This is a genomic window from Luteimonas sp. YGD11-2 (genome assembly GCF_004118975.1).
GTDB lineage: Bacteria > Pseudomonadota > Gammaproteobacteria > Xanthomonadales > Xanthomonadaceae > Luteimonas > Luteimonas muca.
Genome location: NZ_CP035376.1, coordinates 1,077,364 through 1,095,059, shown reverse-complemented (window position 1 = coordinate 1,095,059; position 17,696 = coordinate 1,077,364). Strand labels below are relative to the sequence as shown.

Sequence of the window (17,696 nt, the reverse complement as noted above, 5' to 3'; positions counted from 1 at the left end):
CCGCCCAACGCCTCGCACAATCCGCTGCCAGGGGCCTGCCCACGCACCGCTACAGCCCGTGCATCAGCGCCGGGATCTCGCCGCTGATCTCGCGGGCGAGGAAACCGACCTGGCCATGCCGGCGCGTCAGCCGCGCACCGGCGCGCGCATGCAGCGACACGCCCCACACCGCCGCCTGCTCCGCGCCCGCACCGCGCGCGGCCAGGCCCGCGATCACGCCGGCGAGCACGTCGCCGGAGCCGGAGGTGCCGAGCCCCACGCTGCCGGCGGTGTTGACCCACAGGCGGCCATCGGGCGCTGCGATCCACGTGGTCGGGCCTTTCAGCACCAGCACCACGTTCCAGGCCCGTGCGTATTCGCGGGCGATCGCTTCCGCGTTGGCCCTGACGGTGTCCTCATCGGTCTCGAGCAGGCTGGCCATCTCGCCGACATGCGGCGTCATCACCATGGCCACGCCGGTGCTGCGTCGGCGCCGGAACGCGGCCACCGTCGAGGCATCCAGCGCGCCGGCATCGAGCACGATGGTGGCGCGTGCATCGGCGATGACGGCCCTGGCGACGCGCTGCGTGGCCGTGCTGCGTTCCATGCCCGGCCCCACCACCACCGCGTCCGCGTTTTGCACCGAACGGGTGGCATCGGCATCGAGATCGCGGATCGCGCCCGTGCGCCCACCCGGCAGCCCGATCACGCGCGCCTCCGGCAGCGACATCACCAAGGACATCGCCGCATCGGCCACCGTGGCCACCTGCAGCTTGCCGGCGCCTGCGCGCAGCGCCGCGATGCCGGTCAGCAGCACCGCGCCGGGCAGCTGCCGGCTGCCGCCGACCACCAGCACGCGGCCGCGATCCTCCTTGCTGCTGCCGCCACCCGGGTCCGGCAGCGGCCAGGCCTTCAGCAGCGCGGGCGTGATCCTGCGCGCGGCCGAACCTTCCGCACGGCCCGCGCGTTGCGCGCTCATCGCGGCCCGACCGGCACGTCCGCGTCCGCCGTCACCGGTTCACCGGCCTCTTCCAGCGGCAACGCGAAGTTGGCCACCTGCAGTTCAAAGCGCGCATCCGGCCGGTCGCGCTCGATGGCGTACTCGGTCACCGAACAGTTGGGCACGTCGTTCTGCCGGTCGATGTCGAGGATCTGCTTCTCGTCCATGCATTCGAGCAGATAGCGGAAGCAGTTGACGATGACCTGGTGGCCGACGATCAGCACGCGATCGCCCACGTGGTCGCGGCGCAGCACCTCCACCACGCTGCGCAGGCGCAGGATCACGTCGCACCAGCTCTCGCCACCCGGTGGGCGGAAATAGAACTTGCCGACCAGCGAGCGCTGCTCCGCAAGGTCGGGGAACGTCGCGCGGATGCCGGCCACGGTATAGCGGTCGAGTACCCCGAACTCCTTCTCGCGCAGGCGCTCGTCCACGCCGATCTCGTCGTGGTCGATGCCCAGTGCATCGGCGACCGCGTGCACCGTCTGCTGCGCCCGCACGAACGGCGAGGTCAGCAGCACGTTGGGCCGCCGGTTGTGCGGCATGTCGGCGAACCACTCGCCCAGCGCACGCGCCTGGCGGTGACCGAGGTCCGACAGCGGCGTGTCCGCATCGCGCGTATCGATGTCGATCAGGTGGGAATCGCCGGCCTCCGCGAGATCGCGCGCGACGTTGCCGGCACTCTGGCCGTGGCGGACGATCCACAGGCGGTCCGGCCAGTCGCTATGGCGAAGACGCGCCATCAGCAGTCGCCCCCACGTGCAGCCAGGTCGGCCGCGCGCGTATCGGCTGTCGTCGTACTGGTCCGCGTGTGCATGCGCCGCCCCGATCGAGTGGTGCGGCCCAGACTCGCCAGACAGGCGTCAAAGCAACGCGAATCCGGCTACCAGATCAGATCGTCCGGCACCTGGAACTGGGCGTAGTACGCATCGTCCTCCGAGCTCGCCTCCGCCGTCGCGCCTGCGTCCTGCCCGTGGTCGAGCACGATCATCGCGGCGTCGCGCTCGCGCACCTTGTCGGCAGCGGCGCGCGGCAGCAGCTCATAGCCATCGCCGCCGTTGGCGATCACCAGCGCGCCGGATGCCAGCTTCTTGCGGAGGTCGTCGTTGACCAGCAGGGTGCGGATCGCGCCGTCGGCGGTGAAGCGGTATTCGCTTTCGCCAGCGCGCGGCACCTTCTTGTCGCGGATGATCTGCCGCGCCTGCGCGCGCAGTTCGGCAACCCGCGCCGCCGCCTTGCGCTCGGCCTCCAGCGCGCGGTCGCGGTCGGCCTTCTCCTCGCGTGCGCGCTGGGCATCGCGCGCGACATCGGCCGCGGTGGGCGCGGCCTTGCCGATGCGCGCCTTCGCCTGCTCGCGGGCCACCTCGGCCACTTTCGACTTCTTCACCAGGCCGGCCTTGAGCAGCTGTTCCTGGAGGGGATTGGCCTTGGCCATGGGCGCACCGTTTGCAGGCGAGGAGTGCCGCACATGATAGCGGCGCCACCGCCACGCGCCGTGGATTCAGGCGCCGCCGGTGTCCTCGTCGGAGGCCGGGCCCTTCAGCTGCGTCTCCAGCAGCCGCCGTGCCCGGCTGTTGCGCGCGGTGCCGCGCGCCACCTCCGCCACCACCGCGCGCATGTCCTCGAGCACCTGTCGCCGCGCAGGCGAGCGGGTCACGCCATGCACCTGGTCGACCGCGCGCAGCATCCGCAGCAGCACCGTGGTGTTGCCTTCGGCGTTCTCCAGGATCTGTTCGAATGCCAGCGCCACCAGACGCTCAAACGACGGCCCCGCCGGCAGCACGCGCAGCGTGTCGCCGTCGTACAGCGGCCGCGGCTCGATCCGCCGCACCGCCAGCCGCCGCAGCAACAGGGAGATGTAGTCGAGGCTGGTGACCGCACTGGTGGAGTCGTTGATCGCCGGCGACAGCGCCTTCAGCGCCACGTCCACCAGCTGGCGGATGCCGAAGGCCACGTCCTGGTCGATGGTGCGGTAGGAATCCACCGCGAACAGGCAGGCCAGGTCGCGCATCGCCCGTGCATCGGGCTCGCGGGTGGCGCCGATGCTTGCGAGGCGGCGGTCGGGTGCGGCGAACTCGCCGACCTTGGCATCCATGCGCACCACCACGTCGTGCGCGCGCGCCGCGGTCGCGCATGAAGTTGCGCAGCACGCGCGAGGTGTACTGCGTGGCCGCCTGCGCCAGCGCGGCGATGGTGATGGAGAACACCACGCCGGCCACGGTGATCATCGAGCCGGCAATGGTCGCCAGCACTTCGCGCGCGCCATCGGCGTCCAGCGTGAACAGCCACGGCAGGCGTTCGGCGGGCGCCGTGCCCAGCGCACGGTCCAGCGCCACCAGCGCCAGCGCCAGCGCGATCGCCGCCGAGACCATCATTGCCGGCAGGAACCAGAAGCTCGAACGCAGGCTGATCGCCAGCCGGCTCACCGTGCCGCTTGAAATGCGCTTGCCCATCCCGCCTCCTGTCAGGCGGCCGAAGGTCGCGATGTCGTGGTCGAGGCCGTGCGAAGCCGCCCCCACGCGGGCTGCATGCTGCAGCCGACGGCGCGTGCACGGTGTCCGGCGCGTACATCAGCCGGACGCGCCCGTTCCTGCGGAAGCACCCGGGCCGCGCTACAGCCCGGTCGGCCAGGTCTCGGGTGGTCCGGCGGCGGGGTGCTGCGCGCCCAGCGGGGTCACCGCGGTGGTGCGGTCGAACCACACAATCGAACTGCTCCAGCAGCGACACGCCGGCGTAATGGCTGTACCGCTCGGTCGCCGGCCGGTAGACCACGCCGATAAAGCGCTCCAGCCGTTCCTCGCCCAGCACGCGACGCAGCGTGGAATCGCGGCGCGCCGCCTCGAGGTCCAGCAGCCCACGCGCGATGCCGGTGTCGTGGAACAGCTGCTCCACGCTGCCGGCAAGCGAGGGCCGCACGCGCATCACCTCCATGTCGTCGCCCCAGTCGTCGGCGGCCGCCACCTCGCCCTCGTGGGTGCCGAAGCCGACCAGCGCGCAGTCGTCGCCGAAACGCTCGCGGCACAGCTGGCCGATGTTGAGCTCGCCACGCGAACGGCCCATCTCCGTCGCGCGCGCGTTGCCGATATGCGAGTTGTGCGCCCAGACCACCGCGCGTGCGCCGGGCCGTGACTCCAGCAACTGGCAGAGGGTCTCGAACATGTGGGTGTCGCGCAGGTTCCAGCTTTCCGCGCCGCCGTAGTACATGGTGCGGTAGTAGCGTTCGGCCGAGGCCACCAGCCGCGCGTTCTGGGCGGCATCGAGGAGGTCCTCGCTGGCCGCGGCGCCGTCATCACCATCGGCAGCGTCGTGCCTGCGCGAGAGCAGCTCGCGGCACTGGCGCACCACGGCGTCCTCGCAGCCGCGATAGCCCCGCGCCGTCACCGCGTGGCCATAGCCCGCCGGGTCCTGCTGCCAGGGCGTCAGGCAGCCGTAGCGCTTGCGCGCCTCGGCCGCCGCTTCCGGGTCGATGTCATCCAGATACGCGAGCACCGCCTCGATCGAGGCGCCCAGGCTGTACATGTCGAGCCCGTAGAAGCCGGCACGCTCCGCCTCGGGAAGCCCTGCGTTGCGCGCGCGCAACCAGCCGACCAGCTCGGCGACTTCCGCATTGCGCCACATCCAGGTCGGGAAGCGCTGGAATACCGGCGGCTGGCCCTCACGCTGCGGCAGCCCGCGCACGTGGCGGTTGACCGCCGCCGCATCGGGCCAGTCCGCCTCCACGGCGACGATGCCGAAGCCGTGGCGCTCGACCAGCCGGCGGGTGATCGCCGCACGCGCGCGATAGAACTCCGAGGTGCCGTGGCTGGCCTCGCCCAGCAGCACCACGCGACGGTCGGCGTAGCGGTCGAAGGCGGCGCCGAAGGCGTCGTCGAAATCGTCCGGCAGCGGCTCCATCGCCGCGGCCAGCGCCGATGCGTCCTCCCCGACCGGGGCCCTGTGTCCGCGGGTCATGGCGTGCTCCTGCGTGACGGTGGATCGCCGACGCCAGGCCGGGCCGAATGGAAGCGGAGCGAAATTACCGCGGGACGTGCGGTGACCGGATCACCGCACGTCGGCCATGCGGCCATGCGCCGGCCAGCAGGCATGGGCCTCAGCCCATCCCCTCGCCTTCGGCACCACCGCCCTGCTGTCGCGTGCCGCTGTCGCCGCCGCTGCCGTCACGGTCCACATCGGCCACGTTGCGGTCGGCGTCGGAGCGGGCGCCGCCGCCCTGTCCGGCATCGCGGAGCTGCTCGTCCGCACTGGCGCCTTCGCCCTTGCGCTGGGCATGGCCGCCAGGGGTCACGGTTTCATCGTTGGCACTTGCGTGCCCGCCCTTGGGCGGCACGCCACCTTCGCGATCGTTGTTGGCCATCTCGTTCTCCTGCCTGCGTGGATGGGGCAACCACGCTACGCGCAGGGGCATGAAGGCGGGGCAGCGGCGCAGGTCACCGGCGCTGGCCGCTTTGTCACGGCGTGCACACCGCGCACTCCGGTCCGCTGGGTCATGATGGCCGTGCGCGCCCCTCCTTTTCTGACGCAGACGCCCCATGCCGTCCCGCCCGCCCACGCCGTCCTCCGGTGATCCGCTCCCAGCGCGCAGCCGCACATTGCGCACCGCCATCATCCTTCTCCTGGTGGTTGCAGCAGCCGCCGGGATTGCCGCGCTGCGCGGCGCGTTCGGCACCGGTGGTGAGCACCGGGCCAGCTCGATTGTCGACACCATGCAGGGTGGTGGCGAGGCAATGCACGCCGGCTTCCGTCGCGCGCACGCCCGCGGGCTGTGCGTGTCCGGCCGATTCATCGCCTCCGGCGACGCCACGGCGCTGTCGTCGGCGCCGTTGTTCGAGGGTGAGTCTCCGGTGCTTGGCCGGTTGTCGATCGGTGGCGGCAGCCCGGTTGCACCCGAGGCCAGTGCCGGCGTGCGCAGCATGGCGCTGGCGATCAACCAGGCCGACGGCCAGCAATGGCGGATGGCGATGAACACCCCGCCGGTGCTGGCGGTGGGCACGCCCGAGGCTTTCCACGACCAGCTGCGCGCGATGGCGCCCGACCCCGCCAACGGCAAGCCGGACCCCGCGCGCGTCGCGGCGTTCTACGAGGCGCATCCCGAGAGCGCCGCCTTCCGCGCCTGGCAGGCCAGCTACGAGGCCAGCGACAGCTGGGCGAACACGCGCTACCACGGCATCAACGCCTTCGTGCTGGTCGATGCGGATGGCCAGCGCCAGCCGGTGCGCTGGGCGATGGTGCCGGAGGCCGCGTTCGCACCGCTGGGCGACGGCCCGCATACCGATGACGCGCTGAGCCGCGAGTTCCAACAGCGCCTGGCCGACGGCCCGCTGCGTTGGACTCTGCGCCTGCAACTGGCCGAACCCGGCGACCCGGTCGATGACGGCTCGCGGCCGTGGCCGGACACCCGCCGCACCGTGGATGCAGGCACCGTCGAACTCACCCACGCGCGCGCGCAGCAGGGCGGCGACTGCAACGGCCTCAACTTCGACCCGCTGGTGCTGCCGGAAGGCATCGAGCCGTCAGCCGACCCCGTCCTGCATGCACGGCGCGCCGCCTATGCCGAAAGCCTGCGCCGGCGCGCGCGCGAGACCCTGTTGGAGGGCGCGCCATGACCCGCTACCCGCTTTCCGCACGCCTGATGCACTGGGCGATGGCGGCGCTGCTGCTGTCCCAACTGAGCCTGGGCGTGACCATGGTGGATCGCTGGCAGCCCTGGACCACGCCGGCCATCCAGCTGCACAAGGCGTTCGGCGTGCTGGCACTGGTGCTGGTGCTGGTGCGCCTGGCCAACCGCCTGCGCTTCCATGCCCCGCCCTTGCCACGAAGCATCCCCGTCCTGCAGCGCGCCCTGGCCCGCGCCAGCCACTGGGCGCTGTACGCGCTGATGCTGGCGCTGCCGCTCACCGGCTGGGCTATGCACGGGGCCGCCGGGCTGCCGGTGCGGGTGGGTGGATTCGTGCTGCCCACAGTGATGGACGCCGACCTGGCTCGCTACGGCCTGCTGCGCGAACTGCATGCCTGGCTGGCCTACGGCCTGCTGGCGTTGGTGCTGGTGCACGCGGGCGCCGCGCTGCACCACGCCTGGGTACGACGCGATGGCGTGTTCGACCACATGGCCTTTGGCCGACGCCGGCCGGCCGAAGCTGCGGCGCCCCCGATCACCGACGTGGCCACGAGCGAAGGCACCGTCGCCCCCTGACCGCCCGCCTCAGATATTGCTGTCCTCCGGCGGCAGCCGCGTGCTCACCGGTGCGGCGCCGGGGCCGTCGGGCGTGGGCGGCGGGCAGTCGGGGCCGGCGGTATAGCTGGTCATCGACAACGAGCCGTAGGCCGGGCCTTCCACCAGCACGCCGGCACCCACGCCGGTGGCGGCGGCAAAGCCGGCCAGGTACAGCACCGGCAGGAAGTGCTCCGGCGTGGGCGCGGAGATTTCGTAATCGCGATGGCCCACCAGCGCCGCCGCATCACCCGGGCGCTCGGCCAGCAGCTGGCGGGCGTCGGTGTCGAAGCGCGTGTTCCAGTCGAACGCGGCGTCCGGCTGCTTCCAGTCCATCGCGCGCAGGTTGTGCACCACGTTGCCGCTGCCGACCAGCAGCACCCCGCTCTCGCGCAACGCGGCGAGCCTGGCGCCCATCGCCACGTGCCATTCCGCCGGCTTCTGCGCATTGATGGAGAGCTGCACCACCGGGATATCGGCATCCGGGAACGCATGCACCAGCACCGACCAGGTGCCGTGGTCCAGGCCCCAGCCGTCGTGGTCGGCGCCGACGTAGTCCGGCTTCGCCACCTCGGCGACTTCGTCCGCCATCTCCGGCAGCCCCGGCGCCGGGTACTGCACGTCGAACAGCGGCTGCGGAAAGCCGTAGAAGTCATGGATGGTGCGCGGCCGCCGCATCGCCGTGACCGCCGTGGCGTTGATGTACCAGTGCGCCGACACCACAAGGATCGCCCGCGGCCGCGGCACCGACGCCCCGAACACGCGCCAGGCATCGGTGAAGCGATTGCGTTCGAGCGCGTTCATCGGGCTGCCGTGGCCTAGGAAGGCGGCTGGCATCTGCGGGTCACGGGCCATGGGGGCTCTCCGGGTGGCGGAGCCCGCAGTCTAGGCCGCAGGGGGTTTCCGCCGCGCGATCACCCCGCCGCGGCATGGCGCCGCAGGGCGGTCAGTTCCGCAGTTTCAGCACCGGGTGTTCGTCCAGGGTGCCGTCTTCGAGGATCACCACGTGGCGTGTGCCCTGCTGGTCGAACAGCACCGGGATCGGCGCCTGGAACAGCGGACGGCGGACGAAGGCCAGGCGCCAGCCGAAGATCTCCAGCGCTTCCAGGGTGACGCGCTGTGCCTGCGCCAGGCCGTCGCGCAGGCGCGCGGCATCGGCCGACGGGGCGGCGCGACGACGCTCCGGCGTGCGGGTGGCCGGTGCATGGGGCCGGCCCGTCCAGGGCCCGGCGATGACAGTGGACTGCGCGGTGTGCGACATGCGGTTACTCGGAGGGTGGATCGACGCCCTCCCCCCGCAAGCCGCGTGCCGGACTGCCGGGCCGACGGCAGCCCCCGTCACCCGGGATCACCATGCCCCCGCCCCGGGGCCGCCCCGCACCGCATCCGCTGGGTACCCGCCGCATGGCGACGGCACGTCCACGGGCCTGCATGCATGGTCGGGCCACGCACCGACGGGAGAAGCCCGATGCATCACGACCACGACACCGCGCAGTCCGGCCATCTCGACGACTGCATCCAGGCCTGCACCGAGTGCCACGCCATCTGCCTGGAGACCATCGCCCACTGCCTGCGCCAGGGCGGCCGGCACGTGGAACACGCGCACATGACGCTGATGATGGCCTGCGCCGATATCTGCAGGACCAGCGCCGACACCATGCTGCGCGGCGCCGACGTGCACGTGCACACCTGCGCTGCCTGCGCCGCGATCTGCCGCGCCTGCGCCGAAAGCTGCGCCGCGATGGCCAAGGACGACCCCGCCATGCAGCGCTGCGCCGATGCCTGCGCCGAGTGCGCACGCCACTGCGAGGAAATGGCGGCCTGAGCCGCCGGGCCGGCCGCTCCGCGCTGTTCGATCAAAGCCAACAGCGCCGGAGCCGGGAGCCAGCAGGAGCGGGCCGCCGCCTGCCGGGGCCACCGGCCGACCCGCGCCTGCCAGCGGATATCAGTGCACCGATGCGATGCCGATGCCGCCCGGCCCCGCGCGCCAGCCGCGGCCCGCGGTGCCATCTAGAGGGCCGACGCAGTACGCCGCGCGCGCCTCGGCGACGCCGGGCCGCGCGGGCGCGGCGAGCCCCTGGTCCTCCACCTGGTCGAGGATGGCGCGCAGCGCATCGGCGGCATCGCAGATTGCCTGCCCCAATTGCGGCAGCGTGCCGTCGGCCAGATCGTCCAGCGGCCCCACGGCCACCACGTCGCCATGCGCGGACACCGCCTGGATCAGGCGGGCCAGCGCATCCACCTGCGAGAGGGTGATGCCGAAGGTGTAACGAGGGCGGGCCTCGGCATCGGGCGCCCCGTCCATGGGTGCAGCCTGCGCTGCCATGGCCTGCTCGCGTTCGTCCTCGTTCTCGTCTTCTTCGTCGTCGTCTTCGTCCTCTTTCGCAGCCGCCTTAGGCGTTGCCTTCGCCGCCTGCAGCCGTGCCGGCCACGACACCTCGTCCAGCACGATGGACACCTGCTCGGCCAGCAGTTCCAGGCAGATCGCCACCTCGCCCACGCTCACCTCGGGCGCCGACTCGCGTTCCTCGTCCGCCGTGCGCGGTTCCGCCAGCTGCGAGAGGAATTCCATGTGCTGCCGCAGTTTCTTCAGCCGGAACTGGCTGCAGTTCCAGCTGGGCGCCGGCGAGCCGCCTCCCACCTCGCGGCGCCTCAGCGACAAGGAGGCCAGCCTGCTCGCCGCTTTCCGCAAGCTGCCGGTCGACAAGCGCAAATTGCTGGTGGATTTCCTGTCCTGAGTCGACAGCTGCGCCGCGCTGCCGAGGACGACTCCCGCCATGCAGCGCTGCGCCGACGCCAGCGCACACGACTGCGAGCAAAGGGCGGTAAATGGCGGCCTGAGCACGCCCGTCGGGCCGGTCGTCACTGCCACGCTGCACGTGGATCAGGCAGCGATATCCGCCTCATATAGCAGCGCATGTGGCGTGGCGCGGCCAGTTCGCACCACCTCACATCAGGGCTGGGCGGGATCGATGGGTCTGGCTGACGGCCGCCCCCGTTGTGCAGGTGGCGGGAACGACGGGGGCTCCCTCCCCTCCTCCTGCACCCAGCGCAGCGACAGCACGTCCAGAGCTCTCTGTTCGTGGCGGTAGTGACCGCGAACGGCCACCAGACGGCCCTCGACTGCATCGAGATACCAGCCTTCTGCATGCTCTGGATTGATCTGCGTGATCGGCACGGCACCGGAACCGTCTGGTGACGGAGCAACAGAAAGCACGCCCCCTGGCCCGCGTTTCAGGTATCCCCGAACCTCGACAGCCACGTCGTCGTGAATCCCGGCGAGTTCCCGAAGTTCGTATCTGCACAGCGGTACTTCGAAGCCGCCTGCCTGGGTGCAGTAGCGGGGCTCCTCGGTTACGGGGCCATGGGTCGAAGCTGGCGCGACAGCGTCCACACCCGCCACCGGACCACCGCAGGCAACCAGGGCGAGCAAGCCCGCGAGCACGACCAACTTCATGGTCCCAGGCTCCTGAAAGCGTCGCCCAGGCGCACGCCGCCAGCGTTTTGGCGCTGCAGTTCCACGTATCGCCTGTAATCGAACTGGTGCAGGCCGGCACTGTCGGCGATGTATGCGTTGAGCTGCTCACTGTAGGCGGACACGAGATCGCCAGCGACGTCCGGTCCCATGTTGGTCCCACCCAGGAGACCACTTCGGGTGATGTCCGGTTCCTCACCGAACGCGAACGACCGGTCAGCACCCACCCAACCGCCTGGGTAGGGATGCGTGTGGATGTAGGCGGTGGTTGTACCGGCGACCTGCTGGCCATTCTCGAGGAGGCCGTTGACGTTGTCGTAAGCGCCGTTCGAGAACGCAGGCCCCAGGTGGTACTGCCCCGAGGCATCTCGGGTGATCAGGGCACCGATCTCTACACCGTGTTTGTCCGCCACGGGCAGCACGTGCTGCCTCCAGGCGTGCGCTGCCTCGAGTTCCGTGTCATAGGACCGGTAGGCCCCAGCTTCGCGGAGCGCCGTATTGGCGTCGCGCACGGCGTCCCGGGCCTTGGACGGATCTACGACGCCGGCAGCAGTCCTTCGCCCATCGAACCCAACCGCAGCTGTGTGCTCCTCCTGCTCCTGCTTGGCTCGTGCAACTGCACCCATCACTGCAGCGGTGGCAGTGCCCACCGCAGATGCATCAGCCCGGCGGGCAAACGATGGCGCGGATTCCACTGAGGTCGACATCTGTCTTACTGCCAACAGTGAGCACCCGCAGGCGCACTTGTCACCGTGGCGCGCCACAGGTGCGCCGTCGATGATCGGAGTGCTGTCGCCCGATGCAATGGATGTCGGCCCGTGCAGGCCGCACACGACAGCGTCACCTATCCTGGCGACGGGCTTGCCGTGCACATCCGTGAAAGGGGAACCCGCGATCACGGCGCCCCCGTTCGTGGTCGTATCGCCAACGACGATCCAAAGTGTCGACATCCTTGTCTCCCGCATCCATTCAGGCCCTGAATCTACACAGCGCTGCGGCGGGTGTCATGACTGTCAACCTTCCCACATGCACCAACTCAGCCCGCGGCGTCGCAGCGCGCCGCGCCGTCAGCGTCGCGCGCATCGGCCACGCAGCGCTCGCGCGCCAGTCGCCCACGCACCTCGCCTTCCAGCCCGCGCAGGCCCCAGCGCCGCCCTTCCTCCACGGCGGCCTCCTCGTCGGCACCGTGCAGCCACGCCGCACGCAGCGCCGCCAGCGCGCCCACCCGGTTGCCGCTGGCGCAATGCACCAGCGTCGGCCCGTCGGCCGCCCGCAGCAGCCGGTCGAAGGCCACCACCGCCTCGCGGTCCAGATCACCCGCGCCGGCAATGGGCAGGGTGTCGTAGCGCATCCCCGCCGCCCGCACCGCCCCCGCCTCGTCGAAGCCGGGCGTCTCCGCCGTCGGCGCCAGGTTGATCACATGGCGGATGCCCGCCGCGCGCAGCGCCGGCAGATCGTCGGCACTGATCCGGCCACCACTGTGGATGCCGTCGACGGGGGTGGCGAAGCGTTCGAGTACCGGGGATTGCATGGTCGTGCTCTTTTGCGTGGTTGCCGCAGGTGCACTCCGCGCGGCCGCTCCAGCGGAAAACGCAGGAGCCAAGGCGATCAGTGCGGCGACCAACTTCAGTTGAGCAGGCAGTACGGACATAGATACTTCGAGAACCCTTGCACACGCTAGGCGCTGATGATGCATGCCCAGGCCCGTGACGTCGACGACGCGGCGTCAGATCCAGCGCACTGCGCTGGCAACGCAAAACACGCGCCCACCAGATCGTCGAAACTCGGAGTTCGCTTGCACGATCATCGACTGCGTTGTTACTGGCACGTCGATCTCCGAGCGCCTTCCCTACGCGGCCGCACGCAAGTTGATGGCCGACACGATCTGGAAAATCGCCTCTGCGTCGGCATCGCCAAACGCGCCATCCACGCCTTCGTAATGGATAGCCGTAAACGGCGGTTCGTACATTTGGGCGGGTTCGATCACGCCGCTATGGGTCAGCCGGTCGATGATCATCTCCACGAACCTGATTTGCTGCGCGCCATAGCGGTTCGCGTCGAGGAACTGCGCGAACGCTTCCTTGGCGGCATTGCGGTCCAATCCCACCAGCGAGCGGATGAACACCGCCAGCGGCCGCTCGTCGCCATAGTACTTTTCGAACGTCTCCCGCCCACCCACGACTTCCGCTCCGTACACGAACCGCTCCAGCTCCTCCAGATCGATGGGTGTCAGTGGCTTGTTGTGGCGGAGCTTGGCGATAGCGACATGGTTCTCGTTGGCACGGATGTAGGCTTCGACCTTGCGCTTGTACTGCGCCAGGTTGATGCCGGCGCTGAAACTGGTCAGCGTCACCTCGCTACCCTCGCCGATCTCGTCGTCCAACGCGGTGTACACCGGCGTGCTGGACGTCTTGTCCACGAACTGCACCAGCCCACGGATCCTGCGGCGCACGTTCTCGATCATCGGCAGCGTGATGTCCTGCCAGAAGGTCTCCGTCTGCAGTTCCTGGATCAGCGGCAGCTGAGCCTTGACTGCAGGAATGGCGTCCTTGCCTTCCAGATTGCTGGCGATCTCGATGACCTTGTCGCGCCAGGTGAGAAAGTCTGCGGTCGCGTTGACCAGGGCGATCTGCAGGTTGAGGCAGGCCAGGTCGAACAGGCGGGCAGTGATGTGCCCGTGCTCCAGCTCGCTAGGCAGGCCGGCCACATGCTCGCGCAGTTCCACCAGATCGGTCTCGGCAAGCGTCTCCCAGCGCTCGCGCTTAGCAAAACGGAATACGTGCTCAAGCTCGGTGCGGACAATGAAGTTGTCCTGGTTCATGGCCGCGACCTCGCCATGCAAGCCGTCGACCAGGTCCTGGCGCAGCTGTGTCAGCGCGGAATAGTCGGCGTGACCGTCTGCTGCCTTCGTTGTCGCCTCCTTCTCCTCAACAGGTAGCAGCGATAACAACTCCAGCCGCTTCTTGAACAGCCGCTTCCCCAACGGCTCGCTCAGCGGCGACGCGGCACCTGCCGGGTGCTCGTTGAAGTACTCGAAGTTCTGGCAGAAATCGAAGATCAGGAACTCGGTCTTGTCCTGCCCCGGACCGAACAGGTCCGGGCAAAGGCGGGTGCCTCGGCCGATCATCTGCAGGAACTTCACCTTCGAGCGCACCGCCTTGAAGAACATCAGGTTCACGACCTCCGGCACGTCGATACCGGTGTCCATCATGTCGACCGAGATCGCGATCTGCGGCAGCTTGCCTGTCTGGCTGAAAGCGTCGACCAGGCTCTGCGCGTACTTCACCGAATGGGTGATCACCCGCGCGAACTCGCCCTTGTACTGCGGGTAGTGGTGGTCGAAGCGCCTGGCGATGAACTCGGCGTGGCGCTGGTTCACCGCGAAGATGATGGTCTTGCCCAGCCGGTCGCCGCCGTCCACCTTCAGTCCATGCTCCATCAGGTGTTTGAGCATCAGGTCGATGGTGCTTTCGTTGAACAGCTGCTTGTTGACCTCGGAGGCGTGGATCTCGTCGGGTGCCTCGTCCCGGTCGCCCCAATCCAGCGACTCCCAGTGTTCCTTCTCGGCCTCGCTGAGCTCGTCGTAGCGGATGCCTTCGCGCACGAACCGGATCGGCACCGACTGCGCCCGCGGCGGCACCAGGTAGCCATCGGCCACCGCCTCTTCGAGCCCGTAGGCATCGGTGGGGACGCCGGTCTCCAACCCGAACAGGTGGTAGGTGTCGCGGTCCACCTCGTCGCGCGGGGTGGCGGTCAGGCCGACGAGATAGCTGTCGAAGTAGCGGAAGATCGCGCCGTACTTCTGGTACACGCTGCGGTGGGCCTCGTCGATGATCACCAGGTCGAAGTGACCGACGCCGTAGCGGCGGCGGTCGCCTTCCATTTGCTCGATCAGGCCCATCATCGTGGGGTAGGTGGACAGGTAGACGCGCCCCTGCCCGTCCTTCTCCGTTACCAGGTTCACCGGACTGGAACCAGGCAGGTGCGTCTTGAAGGCACTGACAGCCTGGTTCACCAGCGCCACCCGGTCGGCCAGGAACAGCACCCGCTTCACCCAGTTGGCACGCATCAGCAGCTCGACCAGGGCGATCGACATGCGGGTCTTGCCGGTGCCGGTGGCCATGGTCAGCAGACCGGCGCGACGCCCGGACGCTAAGGCCTCGGCCATCGAGCGGATGGCGCGGATCTGGTACTCGCGCCCGGCGATCTCGCGGTTCACCGGCAGGCCCTTCAGGTCCTGCTGCAGGCTGCGGCGCTGGATCGCCAGCTCCAGTTCGTCGCGGGTGTAGAAGCCCTGCACCTCGCGCGGTGGCGCGCGGCGGTCGTCCCACAGCCAGGTGCGGTGGCCATTGGTGTAGAAGATCAGCGGCCGCTGGCCCTTCTCCTTCTCCAGGCAATCAGCATAGAGCCTGGCCTGCTGACGGCCCACGTCGGGGTCGACGAGGCTGCGCTTGGCCTCCACCACGGCCAGCGGCTTGCCGTCGCGGCCCCACAGCACGTAGTCAACGAAGCCCTCGCCTTTCTGGTTGGGCATGCTGGTGACCGGCACCTCGGCGGAAGCATCGCGGCCGACTTCCCAGCCCGCCTCGCGCAGCAGCACGTCGATCAGGAAGCGGCGTGTGTCGGCCTCGCGGTAGTCGTGCGTGTCGGGCACCGCCAGGTTCGCGGCCTTGGCCTCGGCGAGCTGGGCGCGGGCCTGTGCCAGCTGGGCGTCCAGGTCGGCCAGCGCCGCTTCGCGCTCGGCCAGGCTGGCACTGGTTTCGGCGATGCGCGCCTCGCGTGCTTCGATCTCGGCGTGCTGCGCCTCGATCTGCGCGCGGAACTTCGCTTCCTGCTTTTCCAGCTCCTCCCGGGTGAAGGCCACCGCCTCGTCTGCGCGGACCAGGTGCGGCACCCGCTTCTCGTCAAAGGTCGCCTCCAGGCTCTTCGGGTCGCTGCCGCGGGTGTAGGTGCGCGCCAGCCAGAACAGCACATGGAACAGCTCCCGCACCAGCCGCATCGCATCACCGGGGCCGATCCGGCCGGTGCCGTGCACTGCCTGGTTGCCCAGCTTCTGGATCAGCCGGGTCTTCTGATGGATATGCGGGGGCAGCAGCCGCTCGAGCTCGGGCTGGGTCAGCAGCACGCCAAGGCCGTTGTCGTACGGCATCCGCAGGGTGAGGTCGTGCTGGTACAGCCAGTGCACCGCCTGCTCCAGCGCATGCCGGGTGCGCATGCAGCAGGCACGCGGGTCGGAGTAAACCAGTTGTTCGGCGCCGCGCGCCGGTTCGTAGAGCGGCTTGAACTCGGCTTGCAAGAAATCGAAGTTGGTCATTGCGTCCCCCACCGCTTTCGCGCCTTGTGTCCAGCGCGGGCGCTCAATCCCACTACGCGGTCCGCCAATCATCCCCCGGCATGATCCGCCGCATGAAGCTGTCGAACATCGGCACCGTAAACGCAGTATCGCCGTGACTGGGGCTCCAGACCATGCCCTTGGCAATCAGCTGGTTGCGCGTGGGACCCAGTGCCGTGACCTTTCGCCCCAGCACTGCAGCGATATCGCCCGAGCGATGTGGCCCCGGGCCCAACTCGGCCATTGCGCGCAAGTAGCGCTTCTCGGCCGGAGTGAGGCGATCAAAGCGCACCCGGAAGAAGCTCTCGTCCAACGCCGCAGTCGCTTCGCGCGACGCGATCTCGACATCCTGCGAGTCGATCGGCGGCGCTTCGGCGACATCCCAGGCGTGCTTTCCCCACTCCTGCAGGAAGTAGGGGTAGCCCTCCGTCGCCGCCAGCACGCGCGCCGTCGCCTCCGGTTCGTAGCGCACACCCAACTCGGCCGCCGGCACCTCCAGCGCGGCGCGCGCCGCGTCATCGTCCAGCGGGCCTACGAACGGGAAATCGAACAGGCGTTCCGCATACGACTTGGCCCGGCCCATCTGCCCCGGCAGCTGCGGCAGGCCGGCGCCGACCAGCATGACCGGCACCTGTTGCTGGGCACACCGGTGCAGCGCGGTGATCAGCGAAGCCAGCTGCTCCTCGGGCACGTACTGCAGTTCATCGACAAACAGGACCAGCGCGCTACCGGCGGCACCGGCGGCCGCTCCCGCGGCCTCGAGCAGTGCCTGCAGGTCGTGTTCAAGATCACCGTTATCGGCCAGCCCCGGCTCGGGCTCCAGATCGATGCCGACTTCGATGTCCGCGAACTTCACCTTGAGGGCCTTGGCGAAGCCGGCAAGTGCCCGCAACCCTCGCAGTGCCAGTTCCTTTGCCTGCTCCTTCCTCGACAGGCGCAGCAGGGCCTGTCGGAGTTGCGGTGCCAGCATTGCCGGCAGCGACCGGCCCTCCGGCGCCTCCACGCGCACCGTCTCCATGCCCGCAGCCTCTGCATTCCGACGCATCCGGTCGAGCAGCACGGTCTTGCCGACACCGCGCAAGCCGATCATCAGCACACTCTTGGCATGACGGCCGGCGCGCACGCGCTCGCTTGCGATGCGGACGGCTTCCAGCAGTTCATCCCGGCCAGCGAGTTCCGGTGGTTGGGTGCCTGCACCCGGGGTGTAGGGATTGGAGATCGGGTCCATGGGGAGAGTCTATAGGCACTTTATGCGGATTACAAATCCCCCCTAAGAATCGTAATATTACTCAAATCAGCCCGTCCACTGTCATGCCACGTCGCCGGCGAATGTCACCGCCGCCGGACCCTGGTTCCACCCGCGCTTCTACCTGCATTTCCACCCGTGTTTGTTGGCTACAGCCTCTCAGGCTGTCGCGGATGGCCTCGAGCGAGCCACCGCAGTCAGCGGACCCTTGATCACCTTCGGCGAGACCAGCACCGGCTTGCAGGCTGGCACCGCGGTGACCTGCTCCACGCTCAGCGTGTTCTGCTCGATCGCCAGCGAAGCCTGCAGCGAGCGGATGCGGTTGCCGCGGCGCAGCTCCGGCAGCAACGCGCCGCGGTTGGCCGCCTTCCAGGCGCCCAGCCGTTCGGCGATGTCCGCGACGAGCGCGGTCATGCGGTGGGTGAGCTGGAAGGGCGGCTGGTAGGCGGGCATGAG

17 protein-coding genes and 1 pseudogene are annotated in these 17,696 nt (G+C 69.4%); 3 read left to right on the top strand and 15 right to left on the bottom strand.

All coding sequences use genetic code 11. The features are described from left to right. Positions 1–49 precede the first annotated feature (49 nt). The 6 genes and pseudogenes from ERL55_RS05000 to ERL55_RS04975 all read right to left on the bottom strand — a co-directional run bounded on the left by ERL55_RS05000 (position 50) and on the right by ERL55_RS04975 (position 5,333). Positions 50–958 carry an NAD(P)H-hydrate dehydratase gene (locus ERL55_RS05000; protein WP_129135448.1) on the bottom strand — a complete coding sequence of 303 codons (909 nt, stop codon included), beginning with the start codon at positions 956–958 and terminating at the stop codon, positions 50–52. Next, positions 955–1,722, bottom strand: coding sequence for a histidine phosphatase family protein (locus tag ERL55_RS04995; RefSeq protein ID WP_129135447.1), 768 nt, complete (start codon positions 1,720–1,722; stop codon positions 955–957). The genes ERL55_RS05000 and ERL55_RS04995 overlap by 4 nt, the downstream gene beginning before the upstream one ends. Positions 1,723–1,862: 140 nt before the next feature. After that, a complete protein-coding gene (locus ERL55_RS04990) occupies positions 1,863–2,414 on the bottom strand; it encodes a DUF2058 domain-containing protein (protein WP_129135446.1) in 552 nt (183 codons plus the stop codon). A gap of 66 nt (positions 2,415–2,480) precedes the next feature. After that, positions 2,481–3,074: a DUF2254 family protein gene (locus ERL55_RS15025; protein WP_241685846.1), complete on the bottom strand. Its 594-nt coding sequence runs from the start codon at positions 3,072–3,074 to the stop codon at positions 2,481–2,483. 611 nt (positions 3,075–3,685) lie between these two features. Next, positions 3,686–4,873, bottom strand: a pseudogene (locus tag ERL55_RS15110) (erythromycin esterase family protein); the annotation flags it as partial. Positions 4,874–5,069: 196 nt separating this feature from the next. Beyond that, positions 5,070–5,333: a hypothetical protein gene (locus ERL55_RS04975; protein WP_129135445.1), complete on the bottom strand. Its 264-nt coding sequence runs from the start codon at positions 5,331–5,333 to the stop codon at positions 5,070–5,072. 235 nt (positions 5,334–5,568) lie between these two features. Here ERL55_RS04975 and ERL55_RS04970 point away from each other — a divergent pair, with 235 nt between their 5' ends. Then, positions 5,569–6,582 carry a catalase family peroxidase gene (locus ERL55_RS04970; protein WP_241685845.1) on the top strand — a complete coding sequence of 338 codons (1,014 nt, stop codon included), beginning with the start codon at positions 5,569–5,571 and terminating at the stop codon, positions 6,580–6,582. After that, on the top strand, positions 6,579–7,169 hold the full coding sequence (locus ERL55_RS04965) for a cytochrome b/b6 domain-containing protein (protein WP_129135443.1): 591 nt from the start codon (positions 6,579–6,581) through the stop codon (positions 7,167–7,169). The genes ERL55_RS04970 and ERL55_RS04965 overlap by 4 nt, the downstream gene beginning before the upstream one ends. A gap of 9 nt (positions 7,170–7,178) precedes the next feature. Here ERL55_RS04965 and ygiD read toward each other — a convergent pair whose 3' ends face one another. Beyond that, complete coding sequence (gene ygiD, locus ERL55_RS04960; protein ID WP_241685844.1) at positions 7,179–8,042, bottom strand: 4,5-DOPA dioxygenase extradiol; 864 nt, start codon at positions 8,040–8,042, stop codon at positions 7,179–7,181. A gap of 91 nt (positions 8,043–8,133) precedes the next feature. Then, positions 8,134–8,448, bottom strand: coding sequence for a hypothetical protein (locus ERL55_RS15105; protein ID WP_241685843.1), 315 nt, complete (start codon positions 8,446–8,448; stop codon positions 8,134–8,136). 207 nt (positions 8,449–8,655) lie between these two features. Here ERL55_RS15105 and ERL55_RS04950 point away from each other — a divergent pair, with 207 nt between their 5' ends. Beyond that, complete coding sequence (locus ERL55_RS04950) at positions 8,656–9,012, top strand: four-helix bundle copper-binding protein (RefSeq protein WP_129135442.1); 357 nt, start codon at positions 8,656–8,658, stop codon at positions 9,010–9,012. Between the two features lie 120 nt (positions 9,013–9,132). Here ERL55_RS04950 and ERL55_RS04945 read toward each other — a convergent pair whose 3' ends face one another. The 7 genes from ERL55_RS04945 to ERL55_RS04910 form a co-directional block, all read right to left on the bottom strand. Then, complete coding sequence (locus ERL55_RS04945; RefSeq protein ID WP_206733366.1) at positions 9,133–10,059, bottom strand: hypothetical protein; 927 nt, start codon at positions 10,057–10,059, stop codon at positions 9,133–9,135. A gap of 81 nt (positions 10,060–10,140) precedes the next feature. Beyond that, positions 10,141–10,644: a hypothetical protein gene (locus ERL55_RS04935; protein WP_129135440.1), complete on the bottom strand. Its 504-nt coding sequence runs from the start codon at positions 10,642–10,644 to the stop codon at positions 10,141–10,143. Beyond that, entirely contained in the window at positions 10,641–11,612 is a 972-nt protein-coding gene (locus tag ERL55_RS04930) for a PAAR domain-containing protein (protein WP_129135439.1), read from the bottom strand. Before ERL55_RS04930 ends, ERL55_RS04935 begins: the two co-directional genes overlap by 4 nt. An 86-nt stretch (positions 11,613–11,698) precedes the next feature. Beyond that, the gene (locus tag ERL55_RS04925; RefSeq protein ID WP_129135438.1) at positions 11,699–12,193 is read right to left on the bottom strand and encodes a sulfur transferase domain-containing protein; all 495 of its coding nucleotides are present in this window, start codon (positions 12,191–12,193) and stop codon (positions 11,699–11,701) included. A gap of 318 nt (positions 12,194–12,511) precedes the next feature. Continuing rightward, complete coding sequence (locus ERL55_RS04920; protein ID WP_129135437.1) at positions 12,512–15,976, bottom strand: DEAD/DEAH box helicase family protein; 3,465 nt, start codon at positions 15,974–15,976, stop codon at positions 12,512–12,514. 52 nt (positions 15,977–16,028) lie between these two features. Beyond that, positions 16,029–17,222: an ATP-binding protein gene (locus ERL55_RS04915; RefSeq protein ID WP_129135436.1), complete on the bottom strand. Its 1,194-nt coding sequence runs from the start codon at positions 17,220–17,222 to the stop codon at positions 16,029–16,031. Positions 17,223–17,399: 177 nt separating this feature from the next. Then, the gene (locus tag ERL55_RS04910) at positions 17,400–17,693 is read right to left on the bottom strand and encodes a hypothetical protein (RefSeq protein ID WP_129135435.1); all 294 of its coding nucleotides are present in this window, start codon (positions 17,691–17,693) and stop codon (positions 17,400–17,402) included. Positions 17,694–17,696 lie beyond the last annotated feature (3 nt).

Excerpts from the sequence above, each read along its gene's own strand:
- ERL55_RS05000 (WP_129135448.1), bottom strand. The coding sequence starts at position 958 with ATGAGCGCGCAACGCGCGGGCCGTGCGGAAGGTTCGGCCGCGCGCAGG.
- ERL55_RS04995 (WP_129135447.1), bottom strand. The coding sequence starts at position 1,722 with ATGGCGCGTCTTCGCCATAGCGACTGGCCGGACCGCCTGTGGATCGTC.
- ERL55_RS04990 (WP_129135446.1), bottom strand. The coding sequence starts at position 2,414 with ATGGCCAAGGCCAATCCCCTCCAGGAACAGCTGCTCAAGGCCGGCCTG.
- ERL55_RS15025 (WP_241685846.1), bottom strand. The coding sequence starts at position 3,074 with ATGGATGCCAAGGTCGGCGAGTTCGCCGCACCCGACCGCCGCCTCGCA.
- ERL55_RS04975 (WP_129135445.1), bottom strand. The coding sequence starts at position 5,333 with ATGGCCAACAACGATCGCGAAGGTGGCGTGCCGCCCAAGGGCGGGCAC.
- ERL55_RS04965 (WP_129135443.1), top strand. The coding sequence starts at position 6,579 with ATGACCCGCTACCCGCTTTCCGCACGCCTGATGCACTGGGCGATGGCG.
- ygiD (WP_241685844.1), bottom strand. The coding sequence starts at position 8,042 with ATGGCCCGTGACCCGCAGATGCCAGCCGCCTTCCTAGGCCACGGCAGC.
- ERL55_RS15105 (WP_241685843.1), bottom strand. The coding sequence starts at position 8,448 with ATGTCGCACACCGCGCAGTCCACTGTCATCGCCGGGCCCTGGACGGGC.
- ERL55_RS04950 (WP_129135442.1), top strand. The coding sequence starts at position 8,656 with ATGCATCACGACCACGACACCGCGCAGTCCGGCCATCTCGACGACTGC.
- ERL55_RS04935 (WP_129135440.1), bottom strand. The coding sequence starts at position 10,644 with ATGAAGTTGGTCGTGCTCGCGGGCTTGCTCGCCCTGGTTGCCTGCGGT.
- ERL55_RS04930 (WP_129135439.1), bottom strand. The coding sequence starts at position 11,612 with ATGTCGACACTTTGGATCGTCGTTGGCGATACGACCACGAACGGGGGC.
- ERL55_RS04925 (WP_129135438.1), bottom strand. The coding sequence starts at position 12,193 with ATGCAATCCCCGGTACTCGAACGCTTCGCCACCCCCGTCGACGGCATC.
- ERL55_RS04920 (WP_129135437.1), bottom strand. The coding sequence starts at position 15,976 with ATGACCAACTTCGATTTCTTGCAAGCCGAGTTCAAGCCGCTCTACGAA.
- ERL55_RS04915 (WP_129135436.1), bottom strand. The coding sequence starts at position 17,222 with ATGGACCCGATCTCCAATCCCTACACCCCGGGTGCAGGCACCCAACCA.
- ERL55_RS04910 (WP_129135435.1), bottom strand. The coding sequence starts at position 17,693 with ATGCCCGCCTACCAGCCGCCCTTCCAGCTCACCCACCGCATGACCGCG.